This window comes from Collinsella aerofaciens (genome assembly GCF_009876115.1).
Classification (GTDB): domain Bacteria; phylum Actinomycetota; class Coriobacteriia; order Coriobacteriales; family Coriobacteriaceae; genus Collinsella; species Collinsella aerofaciens_N.
The window spans coordinates 141,802-163,795 of the sequence record NZ_WWSY01000002.1 but is presented as its reverse complement, the minus strand read 5'-3'; the positions used below and the strand labels follow the sequence as shown (position 1 = coordinate 163,795).

The following is a 21,994-nucleotide window of genomic DNA, read 5'->3' as shown; positions in this document are numbered from 1 at the left end:
TATTTGGCTGCCCTCGGCCATGCGGCTTCCGCCTTACTCTATCTCGCCGTCAGGTACTCCGAGCTTATGTGACGTCCACCCGCATCATCGCGCTCGTGCACGTCTGCGTCGGGGGTGGAGGTCCTTGGCTCTTGGTTGGCGAACAGTTTGTCAAACGTCATATCTGGCACCCCGGTTCAGTATTTAGATTTACATTCTATTGTCCATGCCCGCAGCCATTTTAGTCCCAGCTACGGCCTCTTCGGCACCTGCGGCAGCCTGGCTCCGCAGGAAGAGCAGTACGACGCGTCGCCGGATGCCTTGACGCCGCAATAGGGGCAGAAAGACGCGCGCACCTTGCGGCCTCCTGGCGTCCAGGTCCTAATTCCCTTGGCAATCAGGACTGCTACGCGCTCGGGGATACCCGAGTCTTCGTTTGAGCTCGCTACGGTGTAATCGCTTGTGAGGTGGCCCTTGTAGTCAAAGTCAATTACGAACTTCCATGAGCTGATGCCGCTGAGAGTAGCAACTGCCCCGTAGACTCTGTGCCCGGCTACGGTAAGGGACTCAAGTCTTTTTACTGATCGTCGCGTATTGGCGACAATTTCCTCAAGCTCTTCTTGGGTCACATCGTCTCTGAAACTCTCGCTCGCACGGTCCCACTCGGCTTTTGCTTTGACCTTTTCGAGTTCGACCTTCCGTTTCTCCTGTCTGTCGGATGCGAACACTACGATGCCAAGGAGAATGAACATGGGCAAAAGTGACGTCAGCATATCCATTAAATGCTCCCTAAATAACTCCAGCGCTGCATGCGAGAAAAACAATGCGACGTGTAAGATGATAAAGGCGGATAGCCCCGCTGTGAAATATCACCTGAAAGTCTCGTGGTAGGCGACGCGCATCACGACGATGCTGCCAAGGGCTCCTTCTGCGAGTGTAAACCCTGCAAAATGGATTCGGAGAACTGGCGGCAGTGGTCAATCACTCTTTTCGATGGAGACTGTCTCTGGATTTACTACTGACGCTAGTGGCGGCCACGGTCCAAGTGTATTCGGAGTCGCTGACTAACTTTCGTCGAGCTCCTTCAGTCGGGAGAGGCAGCGGTCCAGAAACCCGCTCCTAGCTTGCGCGGCAAGGAGTCCGTCGCAGAAGCGGTCGCCACGAACGCACCACGTGATGCATGCACGTATCAGGTCAATGTCCCCATGGTCGATGTCGCAGCTGTCTATACCTTCCGAGGTGTCGATGCTATGGCGTTCAAGCGTCTCGAAGTAGCTGGTGTCTGCGAACCCGTCCAGTTCATAGAAATCGTCGACGAAATCCTCGAGTCCGAACGTCCCGCCCCCAAACTCGACATTCATGTTTCTGTCCGCCAGCTTGCCAGCGTACTTGGTTAGTCTTTCGAACATGTTCGCTCTTTAGCTCAAAAGTCCGTTGTTGCCCAGGTAGTCCACGAAGGCATCGATGATCCGTGCCGTGCGAGTCGCGATGTCTATTTCGGTGAAGTCTCCCATGACTTGTGTCAGGCGCTTGAGTTCCGCGATCTTTGTTCCGGCTTTGCGCTTGCCGTTGCCGTCGGTGTATCCCTCATAGTACTTGCGTTTATCGCAGAATCTGTAGTCGGCCGCGCGGATGTTTACACGCTTCTCAAGCAGCGCCTTGTTACCCAACGCCTCCAGGCTGGATTGATCGACGAGCGGGTCTATCTCGTTGCGCTTCTTGGCATAGATGTGCTCAATTTCAAGCGTGGTGTCTAGGTCCATGAGTGGCTGATCTGGGTCTGCGTACGCCCACCAAGTGAGTATGGACTTCGTTACAGGCCTGCCGTTGGTGAACACGTAGGTTCGGAATCGCTCAGCAATATTTGCGCGATTGAAGTGGTGGTTAGGAAACTCCACCGGGCGGTGCTCCACGATGTTGATCATCTCGGGATACACTGGCGAACGCAGCGCATTCACGCCGGGGCGCTCAATGGCGTAGGCGAGAATGAATGCCGTGATCTTGTTTAGAAAGCCGTAGAGTGCCTCGTCATCGAGGGCACTTTTGCTGTCGCGGTTGGCGAGGAACCAGACGCTTAGCAGATAGGTCCACATGCCGTTGGGGGCGTAGTTCAGCACGAAGAGCCTGCGGAGCACGCGCTCACTGAACCCTTCCTGCGCGTCGACGCGTTTCCAGAAGCCGAGCAGCGCCTCGAGATCGTCGAGCGTGGCGTCCTCCTTGAGCATGGCGTAGCCATCGGCACCGAAGAAGTCGCGCAACGATGCGGTGGTCGTGTCGCGGATGCCTTTCTTCGCGCGGCGGTAGTACATGTAGCGCGTAAATAGCTCATCGGTTGGTGTGCCGCGCATGGGCCGGAAGATAGCGTTCGCTCCCTCCTCGAGTGCCTTCCAGCGACGGATGAACTCGTCCTTGCGCCCCGTGTCGGAATAATGCTTGTAGAACTGGCTCTTGAAGATGTCGGCATCCGAGAGAGGCAACCCTCGGTCGTTTAGAGTCGAGAAGATGCGTAGCGCGGTGTCCTGCGACTCCGCTTCAATGGGCAACAGTATCACATTGTTGATAACGCGTGTGGCCATGTAGACGGTGTAGGTGGGCCACTCGCTCACCAGTTGTTCAATTTTCCTCTGGAAGAAAGCGAAGTTGCGGGCATAAGCGCTCTTCCAGCCATCGCCTACGTTGCCCTCTCGTAAAATCTCGAGGAATTCATTCTTGTCGTTGTCCGATGCAACCTCGGAGTCGATCTTGAGGCGCTCCATGTCGGGCTCGTCGAACTCGTCGGTTTTCCATACACAACGGGCGATTGCCTCGCGCATCTTCACAGACTGCTTATCCTTCATGTTGGTGAACTTGTCGTAGAACGCGCGGAGCAGCAGCATGATGGTGGTGAGGCGCTGCTGGCCGTCAATGATCTCAAGTTGGCCAGAGAGGTTCTTAAAGGTGACGATGGGCCCTAGAAAGTATTCGTCGTTTTCGCTGTCGAAACGCTCGTAGTCATCGCCTGGAAAAGCGAACGAGAACAGGTCATCCCACAGCGTTGCGCATTCATCCTCGCCCCAGGCGTAGGGCCTCTGGTAGTCGGGGATGAGGAAGTCTGACCGCTTATCGGTGAGAAGATCGCGAATCGATCGCTGGTCGATGTTGAGCTTGGACATGAGCTGTACCTTCCGCGCAGGAACAATCAAGATGACACGGATTATATCGCCGAAGTCGTCATTCGCTCCATTGCTGAGAGCTATTGAATCTAGCAACCTCTGGCCAACCCTTACGGTTTCATGTCGTGATCCATATCGGCGCCGATCAATGCCCGTGATGCTTCTGCTTGCACCTTCTTTGGAGAGCGCGAACGAAAGATGCGGTCTACAGACGACTGAATAGCTCCATTCGTTTTGGTTACAAGAAAACATGCTGCGCGCCTGCAGCATGAAGGAGAGGGAATCCTATGAAAATCGTTGTATTGAGCGGTAGCCCGCGCAAGGGCGCCAATACCGACACTATGGTCGAGGCGTTTGCCAAGACTGCGCGTGAGGGCGGCAATACGGTCGAGGTCGTCCGCGTTGCCAGCAAAAAGATTGCGGGCTGCTTGGGATGCCAATACTGCTTCACCCATGAGGGCGCCTGCGTGCAGAAGGACGACATGGCCGGCGTGATCGAGTCACTGAAAGACGCAGATATGGTCGTCTTTGCCTCGCCTATCTACTGGTTCGATATCACCGCGCAGGAGAAGGCCGCCATTGACCGCCTGTACGCCTTTGGTGCTACGGGCTTCCCGTTCACCAAGACGGCCCTTTTGCTCGATAGCCACAGCGAGGGCGTCTATGATGCGGCGATCGCTATGTACAAGTCAACCTGCGCGTACTGCAAGTGGGAGGACCAGGGCATTGTCACCATCAGCGGTATGACCGAGCGCGACAGCATGGCATCGTCGCCCAAGTTGGAAGAGGTGCGAGAGCTCGCTCGCAAGCTCGCCTAAGGACAAGAAGAACGCATGGCAATCAGCACAAGCGGAAATGCTTGCTGCCCTTACCAAGAGGATTGCTGATTGCCATGCGCCGTCGCCCTTGCGGATAATCTTGGCGTGCTAGGAGGCCTTCTCGTTCAGGAACTCCCTGAACGCGGGGATGTCAAAGCCAACGAGACCACGCCCGCGCTCTCCGATGACGCCGTCCTCCAGGAGGCGGCGTTTATATTGACTTGCGTAGTTGCTGGCGACGCCCATGCGTTTGGCTATCTCCGAGACCCTGCTGGGGCCAGAATCGGGCAGCATCGCGAGCAAAAACTCAATGTCTTTATCGGAAAGCTCCCGATAGGTCGTTTCGAGAATTCGATCGCGTAGCTCCATGCGGGCAAGCAGAGAACCCTGCTGTACATCAGGTGCACTGATTTTGGGCGAGTTCTCCGAAACATCCCATGTGCGATATCCGACGAGCTGCATCATATAGGGAAATCCGTCGACGGCCTTCACAGCATTCTCGAGCGCTCCTGGTGTGATTGAACGTCCTCCGGCCTCAACGGTTTTGCGAAACGCGTTTGCAATCTCAACATCAGTGATTCGTCCCAGCTGATGATACTGGGAGCGCCTGAGGAACGAGACGGAATCGTTGCGCAGCAGTGCCGATACTTTGTAGGGCAGTCCTGCCATGAGTAGGGCAACTTTTTTACCTTCGCGTACAAAGTGCTGGTAAACAGAGGCAAATTGAAGCATTTCTTCGAGATCGACGGTGACTTCATCGATGGTGATGAGAAGTCCGATGTCATGTTTTTCGAGTTGCTTAAAGATGCCATTCATGCGCGTGCGCCAGTTGCCCTGAGCCTCTTGAGCATATGTCCAATCGATGCCCACTGGGCCAATTTGAACACCGTTTATGCGCGCGTGAGGCTGTGAGAGGTAGCTATCTGCGGCTTCTTTGGTTCGCTCGATAATATCTTCGAGCATGTCTGGCATGGCGGAGACATTTGCTGCGATCCAGCCGTGTTCAAGCGCCGTTTCTGAAAGGAGCGAGAGAAGCGCCGTCTTGCCCGTTCCCCTTGCGCCAGTAAAAATGGTCGACAGGTTGGGATCTCCCGGGCCGTTGATAAAGCCACGGTTGATGTCACGCAGGATATGCTCGCGACCCGCTAGAAAGGGAGGGACGCTTCCGAACGTCGGGGTAAAGGGGTTCTTGCTGTACTCCATGGTAGCTCCTTTGCAAGTTTTGCTAATTTTTGCAAGTTTTGCTAACTTTTGCAAGTTTTGCTAACGACTGACCAAAGGGCATCGAAGCAGTGACGCTGACATTTTTTACGCAGAAAATAAGCAGAAATCAATTTATCTGCGTTAAAAAATAGTTGAGAAGAAAAACGACGAGTCCCGGGCGCAATGCCGTTGCGTTCCGGGCCTCGTCGCTTTGCGAAGTATCTAACGATCTCGTTGCCGTGGTACCTAGTCAAACAAGCTCGGCATGTCGTTTTCCTTCATGAGGGCACCGGCGGAGGGCAGGCTCTGCGCGGTGAACTTCTCGGCAGAGACGCCGGCGCCAAGGATCTCCTCGGTCGTGCCGACGGTGGTGATCGAGCGGCCCTTCTTGGCGGTAAAGGCTTGGACGCCCTGCGTGTTGGTGGTCGTCTTGGTCTTGAGCAGCGACGTGTTGAAGTTCATCAAACGATAGTCGCTCGAGACCAGCGCGATGTCGCGATCTTCCTTGAGCACCTGGGCATACAGCAGCTTGCTGCCACCGTAGATGGCGTTTTTAAGGCGCTTGCGGTTGGTCTTGGTAACGTATCCGGCAAGTGCGACGCGCACCACGCGGCCGTTCTCAAAGACAAACAGCACGTCGGCCTTGTAGTCCTCGGGGTCGATGACCCAGATGACACTCTCGTCGGGTTCCATCTCAAGGTCGGTGGGCAGGTACGAGCCCAGCTGGGCCGACTTGGTGTCCTCAAACGCCGCAACCTTGCACTTGTACACCTGGCTCTTGTTGGTAAAGACCAGCAGCTCGTGGGTGTTGGAGGACGGGAATTCGATAAAGGGTTTGTCGCCGTCCTTGTACTTGAGCGTGGTTGCCTTCTTGAGCACGCGGTCCGTCATCTTCTTAAGGTAGCCATCGCGCGAAAGCATGATAGTGACCGGGTACTCCTCGACCTCGGGCTCCAAGCTTACCTCGATAACCTCATGGGGCTCGATCCTGCCCGTGCGGCGCGGCATCACATACTTCTTGTTGACCGCTGCCAGCTCGTCGCTGATGACCTTCTTGATGTTCTCCTCGCTCGAGAGAATCTCCTCAAGCTCGGCAATCTCGCCCTCGAGCTTAGCGACGTCCTTGGTGCGGTTGAGAATGTATTCCTCATTGATGTTGCGGAGCTTAAGTTCGGCAACAAACTCGGCCTGGGTCTCGTCAATGTCGAAACCCTTCATAAGGTTGGGCACGACCTCGGCTTCGAGCTTGGTGCCGCGGATGATGGCGATGGCCTTGTCGATATCGAGCAGAATTGCCTCAAGGCCGTGCAGCAGGTGCAGGCGCTCGGACTTTTTGCCCAGGTCAAAGTTAATGCGGCGGCGCGTGGACTCAATACGCCACTTGACCCACTCGTGCAGAATCTGGCGCACGCCCATAACGCGGGGATAGCCGTCGACCAGCACGTTAAAGTTGCACGAGAACGAATCCTGCAGCGTGGTCGAGCGATAAAGCTTGGCCATGAGCTTGTCGGGGTCGACGCCGCGCTTAAGGTCGATAGCGATGCGCAGACCCGAAAGGTCGGTCTCGTCGCGGATGTCGGCAATCTCCTTGACCTTGCCCTCTTTGGAGAGCTTAACGATGCGTTCGATGATGACATCGGTCTTGGTGGTGTAGGGGATCTCGTAGACCTCGATGATGCGCTCTTCGGGAATCCAGCGCCAGCGGGAGCGGATCTGGAAGCTGCCAAGACCGGTCTCGATAATCTTTTCCATCTCCTCGCGGCGGTAGATAATTTCGCCGCCGGTCGAGAAGTCGGGCATGGGCATATACTCAAGCAGGTCGCAGTCGGGATCCTGCAGGTAGTGCATGGTGGCGGTGCAGACTTCGTTGAGGTTGAAACCGCAGATGTCTGACGCCATGGCGACGCCGATGCCCTTGTTGGCCGAGACGAGGATGTTGGGGAACGTGGTGGGCAGCAGGCGCGGCTCCTTCATGGCGCCGTCGTAGCTGTCGACGAAGTCGACCGGGTCCTTGTCGATGTCCTTGAAGATTTCGGCGCTGATGGGGGAGAGCTTGGCCTCGGTATAACGCGAGGCGGCGTAGCTCAGGTCGCCCGAATAGTACTTGCCAAAGTTGCCCTTCGACTCCACGAAGGGGGCAAGCAACGCTTCGTTGCCGGTGGCTAGGCGCACCATCGTCTCGTAGATCGCGGCATCGCCGTGCGGGTTGAGCTTCATGGTCTGGCCCACGATGTTGGCGCTCTTCTGGCGCTCGCCCTTGAGCAGACCCATTTTGTACATGGTGTAGAGCAGCTTGCGGTGCGAGGGCTTAAAGCCGTCGATCTCGGGGAATGCGCGCGAGACGTTTACGCTCATGGCGTAGGGCATGTAGTTGACCTCGAGCGTCTGTGTGATCGGCTGGTCGGTGACCTCGGAGTGCAGGCCGATGACGTTCTCGGCGTTGACCTGCTTTTTCTTTGGCTGGTTCTTCGTCTTCTTCTTTGCCACGATATCCTCTTGAACTTCTTATGGGCCGTCGTTATCGATTTGCTGCTACTGCAGGTCCAGCTGGTCCAGGTATTCCTTGCCGTGCTCGGAGATATGGCGCTTGCGGCCAGCCTCGTCGTTGCCCAGCAACAGGTTGAACATGGTTTCCATCTTGGTGACGTCCTCGGGCTCCACCTTAATCAGGCGACGCGTCTCGGGGTTCATGGTGGTGAGCCACATCATGTCCGGGTCGTTTTCACCAAGACCCTTGGAGCGGTTGATGGAGCACTTCTGGTCGCCAATCTCTTTGAGGATGCCGTTCTTCTCGAGCTCGGTGTAGGCAAAGTAGGTCTTCTCTTTGCAGTTGATCTCGTAGAGCGGAGACTCGGCGATATACACGTAACCCTCGTCGATAAGCGTGGGCACCAGGCGGTAGAGCATGGTGAGCACGAGCGTGCGGATGTGATAACCGTCGACGTCGGCGTCCGTACAGATGATGACCTTGTTCCAGTTGAGGTTGTTCAGGTCAAAGGCGCCAAGATTCTTGATGCGCTTGTCCTTGATCTCCACACCGCAGCCCAGCACGCGCATAAGGTCCATGATGATGTCGGACTTAAAGATGCGCGGATAGTCCTCCTTCAGGCAATTGAGGATCTTGCCTCGGACGGGCATAACACCTTGGAACTCGGCATCGCGCGAGGTGCGAATGGCGCCTGCTGCCGAGTCACCCTCTACGATGTAGATCTCGCGACGGCTCTTGTCCTTGGAGCGGCAGTCGATGAATTTCTGCACGCGGTTGGCCATGTCGGTCTTCTGCTGCAGGTTGGTCTTGATGCTCTGGCGCGTCTTCTCGGCGTTCTCGCGCGAGCGCTTGTTGATGAGCACCTGTTCCATGATCTTGTTGGCGGCGTCTTTGTTCTCGATCAAGTAGGTCGAGAGGCGCTCCTTAAAGAATGCCGTCATGGCCTGCTGGATAAAGCGGTTGTTGATGGCTTTCTTGGTCTGGTTTTCGTAGGACGTCTGGGTGGAGAAGCAGTTGGTCACCAGAACTAGGCAGTCCTGGACGTCCTGCCATTTGATGCCGCTCTCGTTTTTGTTGTATTTGCCCTGTTGCTTAATGTAGGCGTCGATGGCGCTGGTCAGAGCGCTACGGGCCGCCTTCTCCGGCGAGCCGCCGTTCTCGAGCCAGGAGGAGTTGTGGTAGTACTCCTGCATCATGAAGGTGCGCGAGAAGCACATGCACGCGGTGATCTTTACGTTGTAATCGGGCAGGTCCTCGCGATCGCGACCGCGACGGTCGGCCTCGATAAAGAAGGGCTCGGTGAGGTAGTCGGTACCGACCTTTTCGAGTACGTAGTCCTCGATGCCCTTGGGATAGCAAAAGTCCTCTTCGGAAAACTCGCCATCGTCGCCCTCGATGCGAAGGCGGAAGGTCACGTTGGCGTTGACCACGGCCTGGCGGCGCATGGTCTCGCGATACCAATCGTGGGGGATGCTGATGGAGGTAAAGACCTCAAGATCGGGGCGCCACTTGATGGTGGTGCCGGTGCGGTCCTCGGCGCTGGGCTCAATCTCGAGTGCCTTCTTTTTGGCGCCGACGACCTTGCCCTTCTTAAAGTGCAGGGAGTACTTGTTACCGTCACGCCAAACCGTGACGTCCATGTACTCGGAAGCGTACTGGGTCGCGCAGGAGCCCAGGCCGTTGGTGCCGAGCGAGAAGTCGTAGTCGCCGCCCTGGTTGTTGTTGTACTTGCCGCCGGCGTAGAGCTCGCAGAAGACGAGCTCCCAGTTAAAGCGCTTCTCGGAAGGGTTCCAGTCGAGCGGGCAGCCACGGCCGTTATCCTCTACCTGAATGGAGCCATCGCGAAAGGCGGTAAGGGTGATAAGTTTGCCGTAGCCCTGGCGTGCCTCGTCAACGGCGTTGGACAGGATCTCGAAGGCAGCATGCGCGCAGCCATCGAGTCCGTCCGAGCCAAAGATGACGGCGGGGCGCAGGCGTACGCGCTCCTCGTCCTTGAGCTGACGAATACTGTCGTTACCATAGTTTGCGGTGTTTTTTGCCATGCTCGCTCTCTCGGTGCTCCTTTGCTGCGTTTTAGTCATATAGATAGTCAAGGTAGCATAGCCCAGCCCACAGACGATTCCAACCAACACGAAATCCATCGAACAATCGTTCGGATAATGGGTAAAACGTGTCGTGCGGATTGTTGTTCCGAATCGAACATTGGGACAAGCGTCTCGTTTTATGGGCCACGGGCGTGCGTGTGCGAGTCCCTTTGGCCCATAAGGAACGCTGGCGGGTCGTTATTTGGGCCGTGGGTCACTTCGCCCGCGCCGTGTTTCGTCATACGCTCATAGTGGAAGCCGATGCCACGGGGTCGACTTGAGACTCGGGCAACGGATGAGCTACAAGCCGAAAGGAGCGGTGAGGATGATGAAGCCCATGACGAAGAAGCTGCTGTTAGGAATTCCCACCGTGACGCTTTCGGCCGTGCTGGCATGTACGGTGGCCGGCTGCGGCGGTAATGCGCCGAGTGGCTCGGGCGGGAGCGCACCTGTGCAGGAGAAGGCCGAGAAGCCCAGGGCCTATGAGTCGCAGACGGTCGAGGTGGCAGGCATTACCTACGAGTCGGTGGCTCACGGTACGTTCTATCGCGGTGATGCTAAGAAGCAGGACGGCTTTTACCTGCACATCAAGATTACCAACAACAACACAAAGAACAGGACGTTCAGTTCCTTTAACGTGCATGCTGCCCAAGGCGATCTTGAGGCAGGCGACCCGTTGTTTACTTCCGGCAAGTCGGCCGTGCTCGACTACGTTGCAAGTGAGGCTCCCGATGAGCTTCACGAGGGCATCGATCTTTCCAAGAGGCCAGATATCGGCCCGGGCGAGACCGTTGAGTACGTGTATTTCTGGGCGCCCAAGACGGCGTACTACGGGCCCATCACTGTCGAGTTCGTAGACGCTTACGCCCCCGCCAAGAATCATGAGGCCATGCACTTTGACACCACGGGATGCGAGACCAAGGAGTTCAAGGCGGCCGGCGGCGTGGCCGATTCTGGCGAGAAGGCAGATTTAACGGGCATCGACTGCGCATCGTACAGCATCGAGGCCGCCGATGGGTACACGCTGGATTCGTCCGACGAAGAGCGCGAAAAGGCAAACTTCTTCCACGACGAGACTGGAGGACATCTGAACATCAGCATCTTCCCGCGCTCGCCGGAGGAAGAGGTTGCAAGCCTAGAGCAGGTCTACGAAGGCAAGGAGACAACAACCGACCAGGTTGAGTACAACGGCATAACGTGGCTGCGCTTTACCGGTCCCGACAACGGCCATACGCTGTTTGCGACGGCTCCCGCGACGGGCGAGACCGTCCGCGTGTCGATTGGCTGGAAGATCGACTGGGATGCCGCCGTGCCCATGATGGAGGCACTGAAGCTCAAGTAACGCCGCAATTCTTACGTCAGGCGACTCAGGGCTGGCTCCGAGTTATCGGGGCCAGCCCATTTTGATGTTCGATGAGCCGAGTCGGCGTCTCTCACAAAAGTAACTAGGAGCTAGCGAGGCTTATCCGAATTGACCTCATTGGCGGTGTCGGTTTCGAGCGCCGTGCGACGGGCGCTGTAGGCGACGAGGCCGGCACCAGCTGCGGCGAGTGCTGCTGCGGCTGCGGTTAGGGGGACGTTGCTGTCGCCCGTGCCCGCAAGCGCGCCCGCTTTTCTGGAGCGCTTGTTATTGCCGTGGTCCTTGCCACTGCCGGAGCTGCTTCCTCCGGAGCTGCCGCCCTCGTCAGTACCGCCGCCACTCGAGCCACCATCGCCGTCTGCCGTCATCGGGGCGTCGTGAAGTCCTGTCGTATCCGCGCTGTCGCATATGCCGACCTGAACTTTTGAGCGTTCGCATGCCGCGTCGGGCACATGAAGCTCGTGCAGTACGGCGCCCAGTGCCGAGTTTGCGCCGGGTCGGATTTCCTCGAGCGTCACGGGGTCGAGCGCCACCAGGTCGCGCGCCTTTGCGTAGAGTGTTACGCGTTTGCCCACTTCGTCGCTCCAACTCTCGGGGATGGCGAAGCTCATGCGGAACTGTGCCGTGCAACCCGGTGCCAGCACGGCGTTGCCGTTGTCGGCTACCAGCGGGTGCGTTGCAAAACGCGCGTCCAGCGTCTCGAGCGCGTATTTCACGCGTGCCATATCGTTGGCCGAAGCATCCTCGGCAAGCTCTGGATCGTAGATCGAAGCCATGCGTGCGTTCGCTCCGAATCCGATGGATGCGCTGGAGAACGGCTGGCCGGAGCCCTCTCGGTACAGATCGATCGTACCGGCGGTCAGCAAAGTGTTGCCGTCGTTTCGCACCGTGACCATGAAGGATTCGCCTGCTGCTCCGGGCACCACCGCGCCCGAGGTAGCGACCGCGCCCGTCGGAGTGGCACACGCCACCAAGGGCACTTCGATGCCGTGCAGCTCTGCCTCGCTCTTCTCCGCGCTCACAATGTGCGTGGCGAGCGCGGAGAGCATGCCTCCCGGCGTCAAAAATGTCGTTATCTGATCGACGGGATGGTCCAGCTCGCACATCACGAACGGCTCCGTGAACAGATCGCCTGCCAAGGTGCTGGCGAAGATGCGGAAGTGCTTGCCCATCACTGCTACCGGGTTGCCTTCTTCGTCGTAGGTTTGTCCCACCTTGCCATCGGTGTTCTCTACATAGAGCACGCACCTGCCGTTGTTGCTTACGCTAAACGACGCCGGGCCACAGCCTGCGGCACCCACGGGCTGCGTTGCAAATGCCGATGCGCCTCGCGTCCAAGTAATATGTTGCAGTTGCTCGTTGACGGTGGCCAAAAAGCCCGAATGTTGTGGCCACGGCACCGCATGGGGTACCGTGGCGTCTGGTGGCATAACGCCCCAGCCCGCAATGGACTGGCCGATCACGGCGTACGATGCGCAGCCGCAACCGTCTGCGGTCTCGTACGCAACGGGCACCACCATTTTGCCGTTGATATTCTCGGGTTCGCCCAGCTCGATACTCGACGGTGCTTGCGGAAAGCGGAGAACTTGGCGGAACGTCAGGCTGTCGCCCGAAACGTCCGACCACAGGGTGAAGCACTCCAGCGCAACTTCAGCCTCGCTGCCGAGCGCCTTCTCTGCGGTGGCTCCGCGGCGGTGGAGGTAGGCACCCGACAGGCGTCCGTCGGCCAGCGTCTTGCCCACCGTGATACGCGGGCACTGCAGGCAATGGTAGCCATCCTCTTGCAGGCGGCCGCGCGAGATGCTGCGCCATGACGTATGCGACACCACGCGAACTCCGCCGTTGCTTATGCGCAGGCGCACAACGGACAGTATGCCGGATGTGCTCGCCGTATCGAAAGGGGTGTTGTCGCCGTCGCGGCGCTCGCCCGAGACCAGCAACACGTAGGCGTCTTGGTTTTCCCTCCCGTCTGTATATTCCACCACGTCGAAGTCGTAATCGTATATGCCATCGCGCTCCACGTCGCCCTCGCCAAACCCAAGGGGAAAGTCCACGGGCGTGGGAGCGGACCACGTGCCGTTTGCCTTTGTGTGCACCACTAGGCGCGAGCGGCCATTCTCGCCGTAGCGCACCGAGGCGATACGGAATAGGCATTCTGCGCCGGCAATCATTGCCAGCTTCATGTGAGCTTCGCTGAGCACGCCAGTAAACAGCACGTTGTCACTCGAGGGCTTGATGCCGCCACGCTCGTCCTCCGATACACCGGCAGAATTGGCGTTGGGGTCCGCAACGACGTTCGTCGGCTGCCCGATATAGGCGTACTTATACATCGGCGCGGCGTTGTCGTCGTCCTCTATCAGTGCATGGACGAAATGCTCGATCTGTCCCGTGTCGTCGCTTTCTGCATCCGCCTCGAGCTCAATGCGCGTGACCGCCCGGTCCCAATCGCGTACGGTAGGCGCGACGTTTGCGGCAGTAGCCTTAACCTCGGCGCGTGCGAGCAGCTCGGCGTTGGTGACGATGGTGGCCGATGCGATAAATTGCGGCACACCACCTGCCTCGGCGTTGCCGGGCGTGCCGAAGCAGGCATCCAGCGTGTAAGGGGTATCTCCACCCAATGCGAGCTCAGAGCGTTGGAGCACATACTGGTCGCCATTGTCCACCGACATATTCCACGAATCGGCGAGCGTGGGCCACGACCCCGACCAAGCCTTGGTGGTCCACTTGAACATTACGAACTGGAGTATCACATCGACATCGACGTCTGCACCTACACGCAGTCGCGGAAGCTGGTGTCCGTCTGCCTTCTCGTACCCAATGAACAGCGTGAGGGATGCGGCGCCGCGCACGGCAGACGAAGCGACGCCTGCAACGCCGGCGCCAAAGGTGACGGCGAGCCCGATCTGGATGGTGAACGAGCCCGACGTGTTTGAATAGTCGAGCGAAATGTTTTTAAAAAACGCCGCGCCGCTGCCGTGCGTGTGGGCACCCACGGCGAGCGCCAGCTTCGCCAGCACCCAGGGGTTGACGTTTAGGAAAAACGGCACCGGTCCTAGGGTAAACTGCTCGGTCCAATTGAGGTCGGTTCTTACCTGGAAGAGGGCCTTAATATTGCCGTATGCGGGGTCGTTGTTGTTACCCCAGGTTTTGCCCACCCAATCGTAGGCAAGCGAGCCGTACAGCTGTGTGGCGATATCCATCGTGAACAGCAGCGTGCAATGGTGGCGAAACAACTTAGTGTTTCTTGGATCGGTGCCCGAACCGGCGCTCATACTTTTGTACTGATTCCACTTCCCCTCCATCTCGTCGAGGTAGCGGTTTGCCTGCTTGGCGCCCGACTCGCGCGGTGACTTCTTCCAGTATTCCGGATCAGGGTTGCCCGAATCGTTCATGTAGCTGGCTGGTTTGTATCCTCCGCCAAACAGCACGTACCCGGCAAACGAGAAATCGAACAAGATGGGGAACAAAGGCATCCAGCACGTGAACTTATTGCCTCCGATGCCGGGAAACGCCGCGGGGAAATCAAACGGAGTGATCTCTTGGTCCATGGTGGTGGGAATGATGGTGGTCGAGCCCGATTCCGCCTTTGCGGCCGGCGCGGTGACAACGGCCATAGGGGATGAAAGCGTGTAGGTTTTGCCCTGATAGTCGAGGACAAAGCGCAGCTTGCACCCTTCTTCCAGAAGGCCCGATGCCGCGTCGAGAAACTTGTCTTCGAGTGTGAACGTCGCCAGATTATCCGCGCCCGATGCGCTGGCCTTGATCTGACCGATCTGCGTGACGGTTTCGGGTGAGCTGCCCGCGGCAGGCGTCACTTTGTTGATGCGCAGCGTTGCCTGTCCGCCCTGTGGCAGATGTGCCTGAACGGTAAAGGCGTGCGTATCGGGCTGCTCGTTTGCCGTGTCGTCCTTCGGCAATGCCATGAACGTGGCTTCAGCGTACTGGATGTCCCATTCGTCGAATGTGAGTTGGCGGAAGTACGGCTCGCCGTCGGAAAGCGGACGCGTGGGCGCGGTTATGGCGGTGCCGCCCTGGATACGCGCAAGGGGAATCTCGACATCACGGTATCCCGCCATGCTAATGGAGATGCCGCCGTTAAAGTCGTACGCGTCAAGGAGCGTTGCCTCGTCCACGTAGCCTTCCGAAAGCGGCGCGACCTCAAAGATGGCCGTGCCTTCGTCATCGGTCGTGGCGGTGAGCTGCTTGCCTGCGGCGTAGCGCGACGTGAGCGTGACCTGCGCTCCCTTGATGGGCATATTCTTGTTGGCGACGTCGACCACGACCACACCAAACATGGTGCGCGAGAGAACGAGCACCCTGAAGGGGTCTTTTTCGTCGGCATAGGCTTCGGTGGGCGCGAACGGCAGCAGGAAGGCATTTTCGCTTCCCGGCACGCGAGGCAACATAATGCTCGCTAGCGAGGACGCTCCAGCAACAAGTAACGAACGGCGATCAAGCATCTTGGGCCCCCATTCCGCAAATTTCGGTGGAAATAATCCAATTTTGCGAGAAGGTGCCCCGTGGCGGTAGTGCCGTCCGAGGGCCAAAATGTCCAATTTGAGCGCGTGAAGCGCCGGGGCTCCGGAGCGCGCATGCTGCGCTAGGCAGTCTGGCCGCTAACGCAGCATATGCGCGACCAGTTCGGTGCGCGTGCCGATGCCAAGCTTTGCATACACACTGGATAGGCGGTTTTTGACAGTGCCCGGCGATACTCCCATATGGCGTGCGATTTCGGCGTTGGTCCATCCGCGGCAGGCGAGCATGGCCATGGTGAACTCTGTGGTCGTCAGGTCGTCGGCCACGTCCTCGCCCGAATCGGGGTTGTGGATGCGCCGCCAGCCGTAGCTGAAGCGGTATGTGATCTCGATGATGTGCGCGAAGTCGTCAGGGTATTGCGTTTTTAGGCACGCCTCGATGAGCCCCTGCAAAAGGCCGTGGTGCTCGCCGATGAGCTCGATAAGGCCGTCGGAGCGCGCAATGTTCCAAGCAGCTCCGAAGTGCGTTTTTGCGGCGTCGATGTCCTTGAGGCTCATGCATGCCATGGAGGCTGCCAAGTGCAGGAACAGTTCCGAGATGGGGTAGCTTCCTTGTTTCATAATCAGGGCGTTTTCCGCCATGCCCAGGCTGCGGCCGTATTCGCCGCGCAGATATAAGGCGTGCGCCATCACGTAGCTGGCGAACAGGCGCAGGCCTTCGGGCAGATGCGCCGCAAGCGGATAAAACTCTTCGGCGGAATACGGGGAAGGCAAGTGCAGCAGGACGCTCGCGGCCGAGGCGAACAGGATATGCGTGGCGTGGACGGCGGGTGATTCCTCGTCGGCCGGCGTATCGAGGATGCCAGCAAGGCAACGGCGGGCATCGGCGATACGGTTGAGCGACAGACTGGCATATCCGCAGATAAAGCATGCGGAATAGCGCAGCGCGGGGTCGGTGGCGTCAAGATAGGGGCGTGCTGTCTCGGCGGCGAGTGCGGCCTGTCCGCGAAAGTACAGCGCTTCTGCCGTGGCGATGGTGCGTGAATCGGGGTCGGAAATGCCTGCAACCGCAGCGTCAATCTGCCCCGGCACAAAGGCGGTGCACATCAACGGCATGGGAACGCATGGGTAGCCATCGCAGTCCATCTTCCATCTCCCAACAGCTGGCAACAATAGCAGCAATTGTACTCCTGCTGCTCGGGACTGGAATTTGTGGGTATCGCCGACGATTATGCCGAACGTATAAAGGAAGACTAGCGGCTCTCTTGAACCCGAGGTCGAAGAGGGCGTTGTACAAGGCATATGGGGCCGAGCGGAAGTGGATCAAAAGAGCGTTACTTGACGTTTCATGCATAATGCCAACCGCCCCGCGACATCACGTTCGCAGCGCGCAGGGGCCGGAGAATCTTCGCGATGAGAGTTGACGTCTAATACCTTGCATCGTATAGTGTGTATAGCATAGTATATGACGAGAGGAGGTGTGCGGATGGAGGCACAGATGAAGCGCGGCTTCCTGGAGGCCTGCGTGCTCGCGGCCGTCTCCGGCGAGGAGTCCTACGGCTACCAGATCGTGAAGGACGTACCGGCGAGCATGGGGCTCACGGAGTCGACGCTCTACCCGCTGCTCAAGCGCCTGGAGAAGGCCGGGTGCATCACGGCGCGCTCCGCCGAGCACAACGGGCGGCTGCGCCGGTACTACCGCATCACGGACGACGGGCGAGCGCGCATCGAGGAGTTCCTGGCCGAGTGGCCGTCCGTACGGGAGATTTACGCATACGTTGAGGGGGCGCACCATGACGCGCGATGAGTTTCTGGGCCGGTTGGGCGAGCTGCTCGCCTGCCTGCCGGCCGAGCAGGTGGAGGAGACCAAGGCGTTCTATGCGGAGGCCATCGCCGACCGCATGGAGGACGGTATGAGCGAGGAGGAGGCCGTGGCCGCCATGGGCACGCCCGGCGAGGTGGCGGAGGCCACGCTCGACGACCTGCCCGCCGTGCCGCGCGCGATCGCGAGGACGCGCCGGCGCAGCACCGCGCTGCTGTGGGTGCTGACCATCGTGGGCTCCCCGGTGTGGGTGCCGCTGCTCGCCGCCTTCGCCGCCGTGGCCGTCACGGTCTATATCTGCATCTGGGTGCTGGCGCTCTGCGTGTGGATCGTCGCGGCGGCACTCGGGGGCGTGGGCGTAGTTGAGCTCCTGCTTGCCATAAGCGGCATCATCATCGGCCACTTCCCGTACGCCCTCGCCTCGGCGGGCGCGGGGCTCGGCCTCGTCGGCGTGGCGCTCTTCGTTGGTGCTGGCGCTTGGGCCGCCTCAAAACAAATTGCGCGCCTCTCGGCGCTCTGGGCGAGGAAGGCCGCCTCGCCCTTCTGGAAGGGTAAGGGCGAGAAGGGCGGCGCTGCCGCGCATCTCGCGGCGTAGAAAGGAGTGAGTACCATGACCAGTGCGAAGAAGATCTACCTCGCCGTGGCGGGCGGGCTCGTTGCTGCGGGTGTTGTCCTCGCGGGCATTGGCTTTATCGCTTCGGGTTTCGACCCGGCCGTGTTCACAACCCAAATCGACACGCGCGACAGCACCATCGTGCTCGGCGGCGTCGAGGTGGACGACCCGACGGGCCTCCCCCTCATCGAGCAGCTCGCCGGAATCGGCGAGGTCGACACCTCCGGCATCACCGCGTCCGAGTCCCCTGCTGCCCCGGAGGCGCCCACCGCTCCCTAAGCATAGCGTGCCCGGACGCCCTGTCCGTCGGGCTGTGCAAGCCTGTGGAACCCGGACCTCAACCCCAACCCAACCGGCCTCGAGCCTGCGTCGATTCGCTCCCCGTCCCGCGCGGGGGCCCATGACGCATACCCAAAATCCATCCGAGGAGAAAGGAACGCAATGACGACAGCCATGCCCCTCCGCCTTCACGGGGTCACGAAGGCGTACCGCGGGAGGACCGTCCTCGGCCCCATCGACCTCGCCCTCGAGGCGGGGCGCGTCTACGGGCTCATCGGCGAAAACGGCGCCGGGAAGTCAACGCTCATCTGTATCGTCACTGGCACCGCCAGCCCCAGCTCGGGCTCGGTTGAGCTGTTCGGCGAGCGCGGCGGGCGCGGGCTTGCCGCCGCCCGGAGGCGTATGGGCTACATGCCCGACGCGAGCTCGGCCTACCCGGGGCTCTCTGCGCGGGAGAATGGATTTGCAACGGTTGCTTAAACATTTTTTACAGGGACAGCCCTGCGTTCCTGAACTCAACTGGGCTCATGTAGACCAGTGTCGAAGGGGCAGTCGCCCCAGTCCGCGTACCAGACCTGTGTGCCGCCGAGGGAATACTTCCTCCAGTAGGGCCAGTGCGGGACGTCCATCCTCTCTTCCTTTCGGGGCGTCAGGCGCCGGGCCCAAGGCCGCACCTGCGCCCCAGCTCCGCCACGAGGGCGTCGTTGTCTCTGACCGAGACGATGGCGTCGCCGTCGTAGGGCGCCTCGATGTAGACGCGGTCGAGCGAGTTGGCCGTCCCCGCCCAGAGCGTCCTGGTGCGCCGGACGCCCCGCACGTGGGCGTAGGGTATCACCGAACGCGTCCCAGCGTACACGACGACGAGGCGGTCGCCGTAGAGCTCGAGGCGATTGCTGCGGACGGGAAGGGCAGCCAGGGCCACGAGGGCCGGGATGGGCAGCAGCGCGAGCCAGCCCCATAGGAGCGCGGGACTCGAGCTCAGGAAACACGCGATACACGCCGCGGATAAACCGCCCGCCACAATCACCATGGCCGCTATGAACCACGGGTCTGTCCTGCCGGGGAACACCCGCTCCGGCCGCTCGCCCTTCTCACCCATTACGGCCCTTCCGTCTCTTGCACCCCTCCCGGAACTGTCCGCATCAGTATAGCCAATGCTTTTTCTGATTTGTTGAGAAGCCGGCATTTGGGGGCATTTTGGATAGCGAACAGTTCAAACAAGAAGCTGAGAAAATAGAACAAAGCCTGAGTGCCTTGAGAGTCGCCGAGCGCAATGCAGTGATTCCCTTTATGAACGGCGACTTTACCCAATGGGATCTATATCTGGCATCCTCCTCTGAGTATGCGATGAGACTGATAGACGGATTCATCTCCATGCTCGGGTCGAGGAATCTTGTTTGCGTCGCCCAGCTTCTCCGCGCACAGATTGGAGTCTGCCTGCGGACATTCGCGTTATTCGCCGCCGAAGACCGGGATGACTTTCTCCCAAAAGGCTGCCAAGTACCATGGCGTGAGCGTTGGGGTAGTCATCATTCAGCGTGGATACATCCGGATGCGCATAGATCCAGACGATTCCAACGTTCTCGTATTTCCCGTGCAGGTAATCGAAGAGGGCAAGCGACACCATACAATTGCCGCCGACGGTCACGACTCTGTCGGGGTTTTCTGCCGTAAGCTTCCTCTGCGCATCCTGAATCCCCGCCAGGACTTCGTCCTCGGCATAGATGCGAACTGCCTCCCATTTCTCATGTCCAAGTTTTGGGACGCGTTTCACAATGCCGAGTGGGACCCCTGGACAGTCGGATCACGTGGTGGCCCCCTTTGAGAGGCTTACGAGCATGGTAGTCCCGTTCTCGGAACTTGTTTCGACCTCTACCGTGCCACCGTGAAGCGCTGCAATTTCCCAAACAAGCGCTAGCCCGAGTCCTGCGCCGCCGTATGCCCTGCTGCGGGATTTGTCTAGACGAAAGAACGGCTGGAAGATGCTCTCTCGGTACTGCTTGGGTATTCCCGAGCCCTCATCTTTGACTCGCAGGAGCACGTGGCTGTCGCTGTCGCTGATGGAGACATTGACAGTCGAGCCGGAGCGACTGTAACGGATGGCGTTTTCGGCCAGGTTGAACAGCAACCGATAGAGGAGCGTGTCGCTCCCGATTACTAAAGCGTCTCCAGCACAGTTGAGGGCTATGCTCCTATTTTCGGCAAGTGGCGCAAGGTCAGTGAGGACCTCTTCGGACAAGGGGCCGAGTTCAACATCGTCCTCGCAAGGAACGCTGCGGAGCTCACTCATCTCAAGCAATACCTTGGTCATTCGAGACATGCGCTCGGTTTGTTCTTGCAGCAGGCCGAGCAGCTCGGCTGTTTCGGGTTGCAAACCGGAGTGCTCGGAGATGAATAGTTCAATCTGTGCTTGCATAAGGGCGAGCGGGGTGCGCAGCTCGTGTGCGGCGTTGCCGGTAAACTGACGCTGTGCAGAGAATCCTTCGCCAAGACGGGCGATCATGTCGTTGAAAGAGGCGCTGCATCGTTGTAGCTCGGTGGGCACATCTTCACTGAGTCTGATTTCGCTTAGGTTGTCAGGCTGCACGCGCTCTACCTGGGCGGCGAAATCCCGTAGCGGTTTGAGTGCACGGCCGCTCACAAAGTATGCCAGCACGCCGCCAAGGAGTGTGACTCCAGCCGTGATGTACCAGGTTGTCGTGCCAAAAGACTCCTGTGCGTCGTTTACGACGATCGTGACCCTGTCATCGGGGACCGCTTTCGTCGGGTCGAACGCCTGGGGCGAATCTTCGCCGGTTGCGTTAAAGGCCGAGATGTTACTGCCGATGGCATCCATGTAGCGCATGCCCGTATAGCCGACCAGGCAGTTCGTCAGCACGCACGCCGCACACGTGAGCAGTGCCGTCATAATCGTTATGCGCCATTGCAGCGAAAGCCTTTTCATTCGCTATCCTCCATAACGTAGCCCTCTCCAATCCGATTGCGAATCGGGTCGTATCCCAAAGCGCTGCGTAGCTTTTTGCGGAGTGACGAGATATGAACGCGGGTTGCGTTGCTAAAGCTGTTTACGCTGCTATCCCAAACGTGCTCGATAAGCTCCTCTTGACTTACCGGACGCCCCTGATTAAGCATCAGGTATTCCAAGATTCCCGTTTCCTTGCGCGTAAGAGATAAAGCCTCGCTGTCCACGGAAGCGATGCGCGCCTTGGTGTCAAAGCTGAGCTTTCCGCAGGTTAAAACTACGTCGCTTTGTGTAAAGCGTCTTAGGGTAAGGCTGCGAATCCTTGCCGCAAGCTCGTCCAGATGAAACGGCTTGGTGAGGTAATCGTTGGCGCCGGCATCGAGTCCGGCGACTTTATCTGATACTTCGCCACGTGCGGACAGAATCAGTACCTTAGTCTCGCAGTCAGTTTTCCTAAGTTCCCTGAGTACGGTCATGCCGTCGATGCGGGGAAGGTTGAGGTCGAGTACCACGAGGTCGAAGGCCTCAACGTCCAGTAGGTCGAGCGCCTCCTGTCCGTCGTGACAGCAGTCGACACTGTACGCCAAGTTCCGCAAGCTGCGCGCGATTGCGTCGCACAGCGCCCGCTCGTCCTCGACGATCAAAATACGCATAACAGTCTCCTTGCACATTTCAAATCGCGCTTAACACGGATTTTATAGTCGATATGGTCCAATAGGTCGCGTGACGAAAGGAGTGGTCAAGTTGTTCAAAGCGATA

At 58.8% G+C, this 21,994-nt stretch carries 18 protein-coding genes; 6 read left to right on the top strand and 12 right to left on the bottom strand.

Annotated features, from left to right (window positions below; genetic code table 11):
* Positions 1 to 230: 230 nt before the first annotated feature.
* From GT571_RS09970 to GT571_RS02615, 3 genes are all read right to left on the bottom strand, one after another.
* On the bottom strand, positions 231 to 758 hold the full coding sequence (locus GT571_RS09970; RefSeq protein WP_204987186.1) for a zinc ribbon domain-containing protein: 528 nt from the start codon (positions 756 to 758) through the stop codon (positions 231 to 233).
* Positions 759 to 1,043: 285 nt separating this feature from the next.
* Complete coding sequence (locus tag GT571_RS02620; RefSeq protein ID WP_161155280.1) at positions 1,044 to 1,388, bottom strand: DUF6508 domain-containing protein; 345 nt, start codon at positions 1,386 to 1,388, stop codon at positions 1,044 to 1,046.
* 9 nt (positions 1,389 to 1,397) lie between these two features.
* Positions 1,398 to 3,131: a DUF262 domain-containing protein gene (locus tag GT571_RS02615; protein ID WP_161155278.1), complete on the bottom strand. Its 1,734-nt coding sequence runs from the start codon at positions 3,129 to 3,131 to the stop codon at positions 1,398 to 1,400.
* Positions 3,132 to 3,418: 287 nt separating this feature from the next.
* Here GT571_RS02615 and GT571_RS02610 point away from each other — a divergent pair, with 287 nt between their 5' ends.
* Positions 3,419 to 3,949 carry a flavodoxin family protein gene (locus GT571_RS02610; protein WP_161155277.1) on the top strand — a complete coding sequence of 177 codons (531 nt, stop codon included), beginning with the start codon at positions 3,419 to 3,421 and terminating at the stop codon, positions 3,947 to 3,949.
* Positions 3,950 to 4,057: 108 nt separating this feature from the next.
* Here the strand turns inward: GT571_RS02610 and GT571_RS02605 are convergent, their stop codons facing one another.
* The 3 genes from GT571_RS02605 to GT571_RS02595 form a co-directional block, all read right to left on the bottom strand.
* Entirely contained in the window at positions 4,058 to 5,152 is a 1,095-nt protein-coding gene (locus GT571_RS02605; RefSeq protein ID WP_161155276.1) for a P-loop NTPase family protein, read from the bottom strand.
* A 246-nt stretch (positions 5,153 to 5,398) separates the two neighbouring features.
* A complete protein-coding gene (locus tag GT571_RS02600) occupies positions 5,399 to 7,639 on the bottom strand; it encodes a DNA gyrase subunit A (protein ID WP_161155275.1) in 2,241 nt (746 codons plus the stop codon).
* Between the two features lie 45 nt (positions 7,640 to 7,684).
* Complete coding sequence (locus GT571_RS02595; protein WP_161155274.1) at positions 7,685 to 9,682, bottom strand: DNA gyrase/topoisomerase IV subunit B; 1,998 nt, start codon at positions 9,680 to 9,682, stop codon at positions 7,685 to 7,687.
* 367 nt (positions 9,683 to 10,049) lie between these two features.
* Here GT571_RS02595 and GT571_RS02590 point away from each other — a divergent pair, with 367 nt between their 5' ends.
* Complete coding sequence (locus GT571_RS02590) at positions 10,050 to 11,066, top strand: DUF4352 domain-containing protein (RefSeq protein WP_161155273.1); 1,017 nt, start codon at positions 10,050 to 10,052, stop codon at positions 11,064 to 11,066.
* Positions 11,067 to 11,176: 110 nt separating this feature from the next.
* On the opposite strand, the gene GT571_RS02585 is transcribed toward GT571_RS02590, so the two are convergent.
* The gene (locus GT571_RS02585; protein WP_161155272.1) at positions 11,177 to 15,490 is read right to left on the bottom strand and encodes a hypothetical protein; all 4,314 of its coding nucleotides are present in this window, start codon (positions 15,488 to 15,490) and stop codon (positions 11,177 to 11,179) included.
* A 210-nt stretch (positions 15,491 to 15,700) separates the two neighbouring features.
* Positions 15,701 to 16,705, bottom strand: coding sequence for a helix-turn-helix domain-containing protein (locus tag GT571_RS02580; protein WP_161155271.1), 1,005 nt, complete (start codon positions 16,703 to 16,705; stop codon positions 15,701 to 15,703).
* Between the two features lie 340 nt (positions 16,706 to 17,045).
* Here GT571_RS02580 and GT571_RS02575 point away from each other — a divergent pair, with 340 nt between their 5' ends.
* The 4 genes from GT571_RS02575 to GT571_RS02560 all read left to right on the top strand — a co-directional run bounded on the left by GT571_RS02575 (position 17,046) and on the right by GT571_RS02560 (position 18,753).
* Positions 17,046 to 17,366 (top strand): PadR family transcriptional regulator, encoded by a 321-nt coding sequence (locus tag GT571_RS02575; protein WP_006234594.1) that lies wholly within the window; start codon positions 17,046 to 17,048, stop codon positions 17,364 to 17,366.
* A complete protein-coding gene (locus GT571_RS02570; protein ID WP_161155270.1) occupies positions 17,353 to 17,976 on the top strand; it encodes a DUF1700 domain-containing protein in 624 nt (207 codons plus the stop codon). Before GT571_RS02575 ends, GT571_RS02570 begins: the two co-directional genes overlap by 14 nt.
* Positions 17,977 to 17,991: 15 nt before the next feature.
* Entirely contained in the window at positions 17,992 to 18,273 is a 282-nt protein-coding gene (locus GT571_RS02565) for a hypothetical protein (RefSeq protein WP_161155314.1), read from the top strand.
* Positions 18,274 to 18,447: 174 nt separating this feature from the next.
* On the top strand, positions 18,448 to 18,753 hold the full coding sequence (locus GT571_RS02560) for an ATP-binding cassette domain-containing protein (RefSeq protein ID WP_161155269.1): 306 nt from the start codon (positions 18,448 to 18,450) through the stop codon (positions 18,751 to 18,753).
* Positions 18,754 to 18,922: 169 nt separating this feature from the next.
* Here the strand turns inward: GT571_RS02560 and GT571_RS02555 are convergent, their stop codons facing one another.
* From GT571_RS02555 to GT571_RS02540, 4 genes are all read right to left on the bottom strand, one after another.
* Positions 18,923 to 19,372, bottom strand: a complete 450-nt coding sequence (locus GT571_RS02555; protein ID WP_161155268.1) for a PH domain-containing protein — start codon at positions 19,370 to 19,372, stop codon at positions 18,923 to 18,925.
* A gap of 267 nt (positions 19,373 to 19,639) precedes the next feature.
* A complete protein-coding gene (locus GT571_RS10240) occupies positions 19,640 to 20,047 on the bottom strand; it encodes an arginase family protein (RefSeq protein ID WP_204987185.1) in 408 nt (135 codons plus the stop codon).
* Positions 20,048 to 20,077: 30 nt separating this feature from the next.
* The gene (locus tag GT571_RS02545; RefSeq protein WP_161155267.1) at positions 20,078 to 21,217 is read right to left on the bottom strand and encodes a sensor histidine kinase; all 1,140 of its coding nucleotides are present in this window, start codon (positions 21,215 to 21,217) and stop codon (positions 20,078 to 20,080) included.
* Entirely contained in the window at positions 21,214 to 21,906 is a 693-nt protein-coding gene (locus tag GT571_RS02540; RefSeq protein ID WP_161155266.1) for a response regulator transcription factor, read from the bottom strand. The genes GT571_RS02545 and GT571_RS02540 overlap by 4 nt, the downstream gene beginning before the upstream one ends.
* Positions 21,907 to 21,994: the final 88 nt, after the last annotated feature.

Bases quoted from the DNA above. Each gene is read 5' to 3' on its own strand.
- GT571_RS09970 (WP_204987186.1), bottom strand. From the start codon at position 758: ATGGATATGCTGACGTCACTTTTGCCCATGTTCATTCTCCTTGGCATC.
- GT571_RS02620 (WP_161155280.1), bottom strand. From the start codon at position 1,388: ATGTTCGAAAGACTAACCAAGTACGCTGGCAAGCTGGCGGACAGAAAC.
- GT571_RS02615 (WP_161155278.1), bottom strand. From the start codon at position 3,131: ATGTCCAAGCTCAACATCGACCAGCGATCGATTCGCGATCTTCTCACC.
- GT571_RS02610 (WP_161155277.1), top strand. From the start codon at position 3,419: ATGAAAATCGTTGTATTGAGCGGTAGCCCGCGCAAGGGCGCCAATACC.
- GT571_RS02605 (WP_161155276.1), bottom strand. From the start codon at position 5,152: ATGGAGTACAGCAAGAACCCCTTTACCCCGACGTTCGGAAGCGTCCCT.
- GT571_RS02595 (WP_161155274.1), bottom strand. From the start codon at position 9,682: ATGGCAAAAAACACCGCAAACTATGGTAACGACAGTATTCGTCAGCTC.
- GT571_RS02590 (WP_161155273.1), top strand. From the start codon at position 10,050: ATGATGAAGCCCATGACGAAGAAGCTGCTGTTAGGAATTCCCACCGTG.
- GT571_RS02585 (WP_161155272.1), bottom strand. From the start codon at position 15,490: ATGTTGCCTCGCGTGCCGGGAAGCGAAAATGCCTTCCTGCTGCCGTTC.
- GT571_RS02580 (WP_161155271.1), bottom strand. From the start codon at position 16,705: ATGGACTGCGATGGCTACCCATGCGTTCCCATGCCGTTGATGTGCACC.
- GT571_RS02575 (WP_006234594.1), top strand. From the start codon at position 17,046: ATGGAGGCACAGATGAAGCGCGGCTTCCTGGAGGCCTGCGTGCTCGCG.
- GT571_RS02570 (WP_161155270.1), top strand. From the start codon at position 17,353: ATGACGCGCGATGAGTTTCTGGGCCGGTTGGGCGAGCTGCTCGCCTGC.
- GT571_RS02565 (WP_161155314.1), top strand. From the start codon at position 17,992: ATGACCAGTGCGAAGAAGATCTACCTCGCCGTGGCGGGCGGGCTCGTT.
- GT571_RS02560 (WP_161155269.1), top strand. From the start codon at position 18,448: ATGCCCCTCCGCCTTCACGGGGTCACGAAGGCGTACCGCGGGAGGACC.
- GT571_RS02555 (WP_161155268.1), bottom strand. From the start codon at position 19,372: ATGGGTGAGAAGGGCGAGCGGCCGGAGCGGGTGTTCCCCGGCAGGACA.
- GT571_RS02545 (WP_161155267.1), bottom strand. From the start codon at position 21,217: ATGAAAAGGCTTTCGCTGCAATGGCGCATAACGATTATGACGGCACTG.
- GT571_RS02540 (WP_161155266.1), bottom strand. From the start codon at position 21,906: ATGTGCAAGGAGACTGTTATGCGTATTTTGATCGTCGAGGACGAGCGG.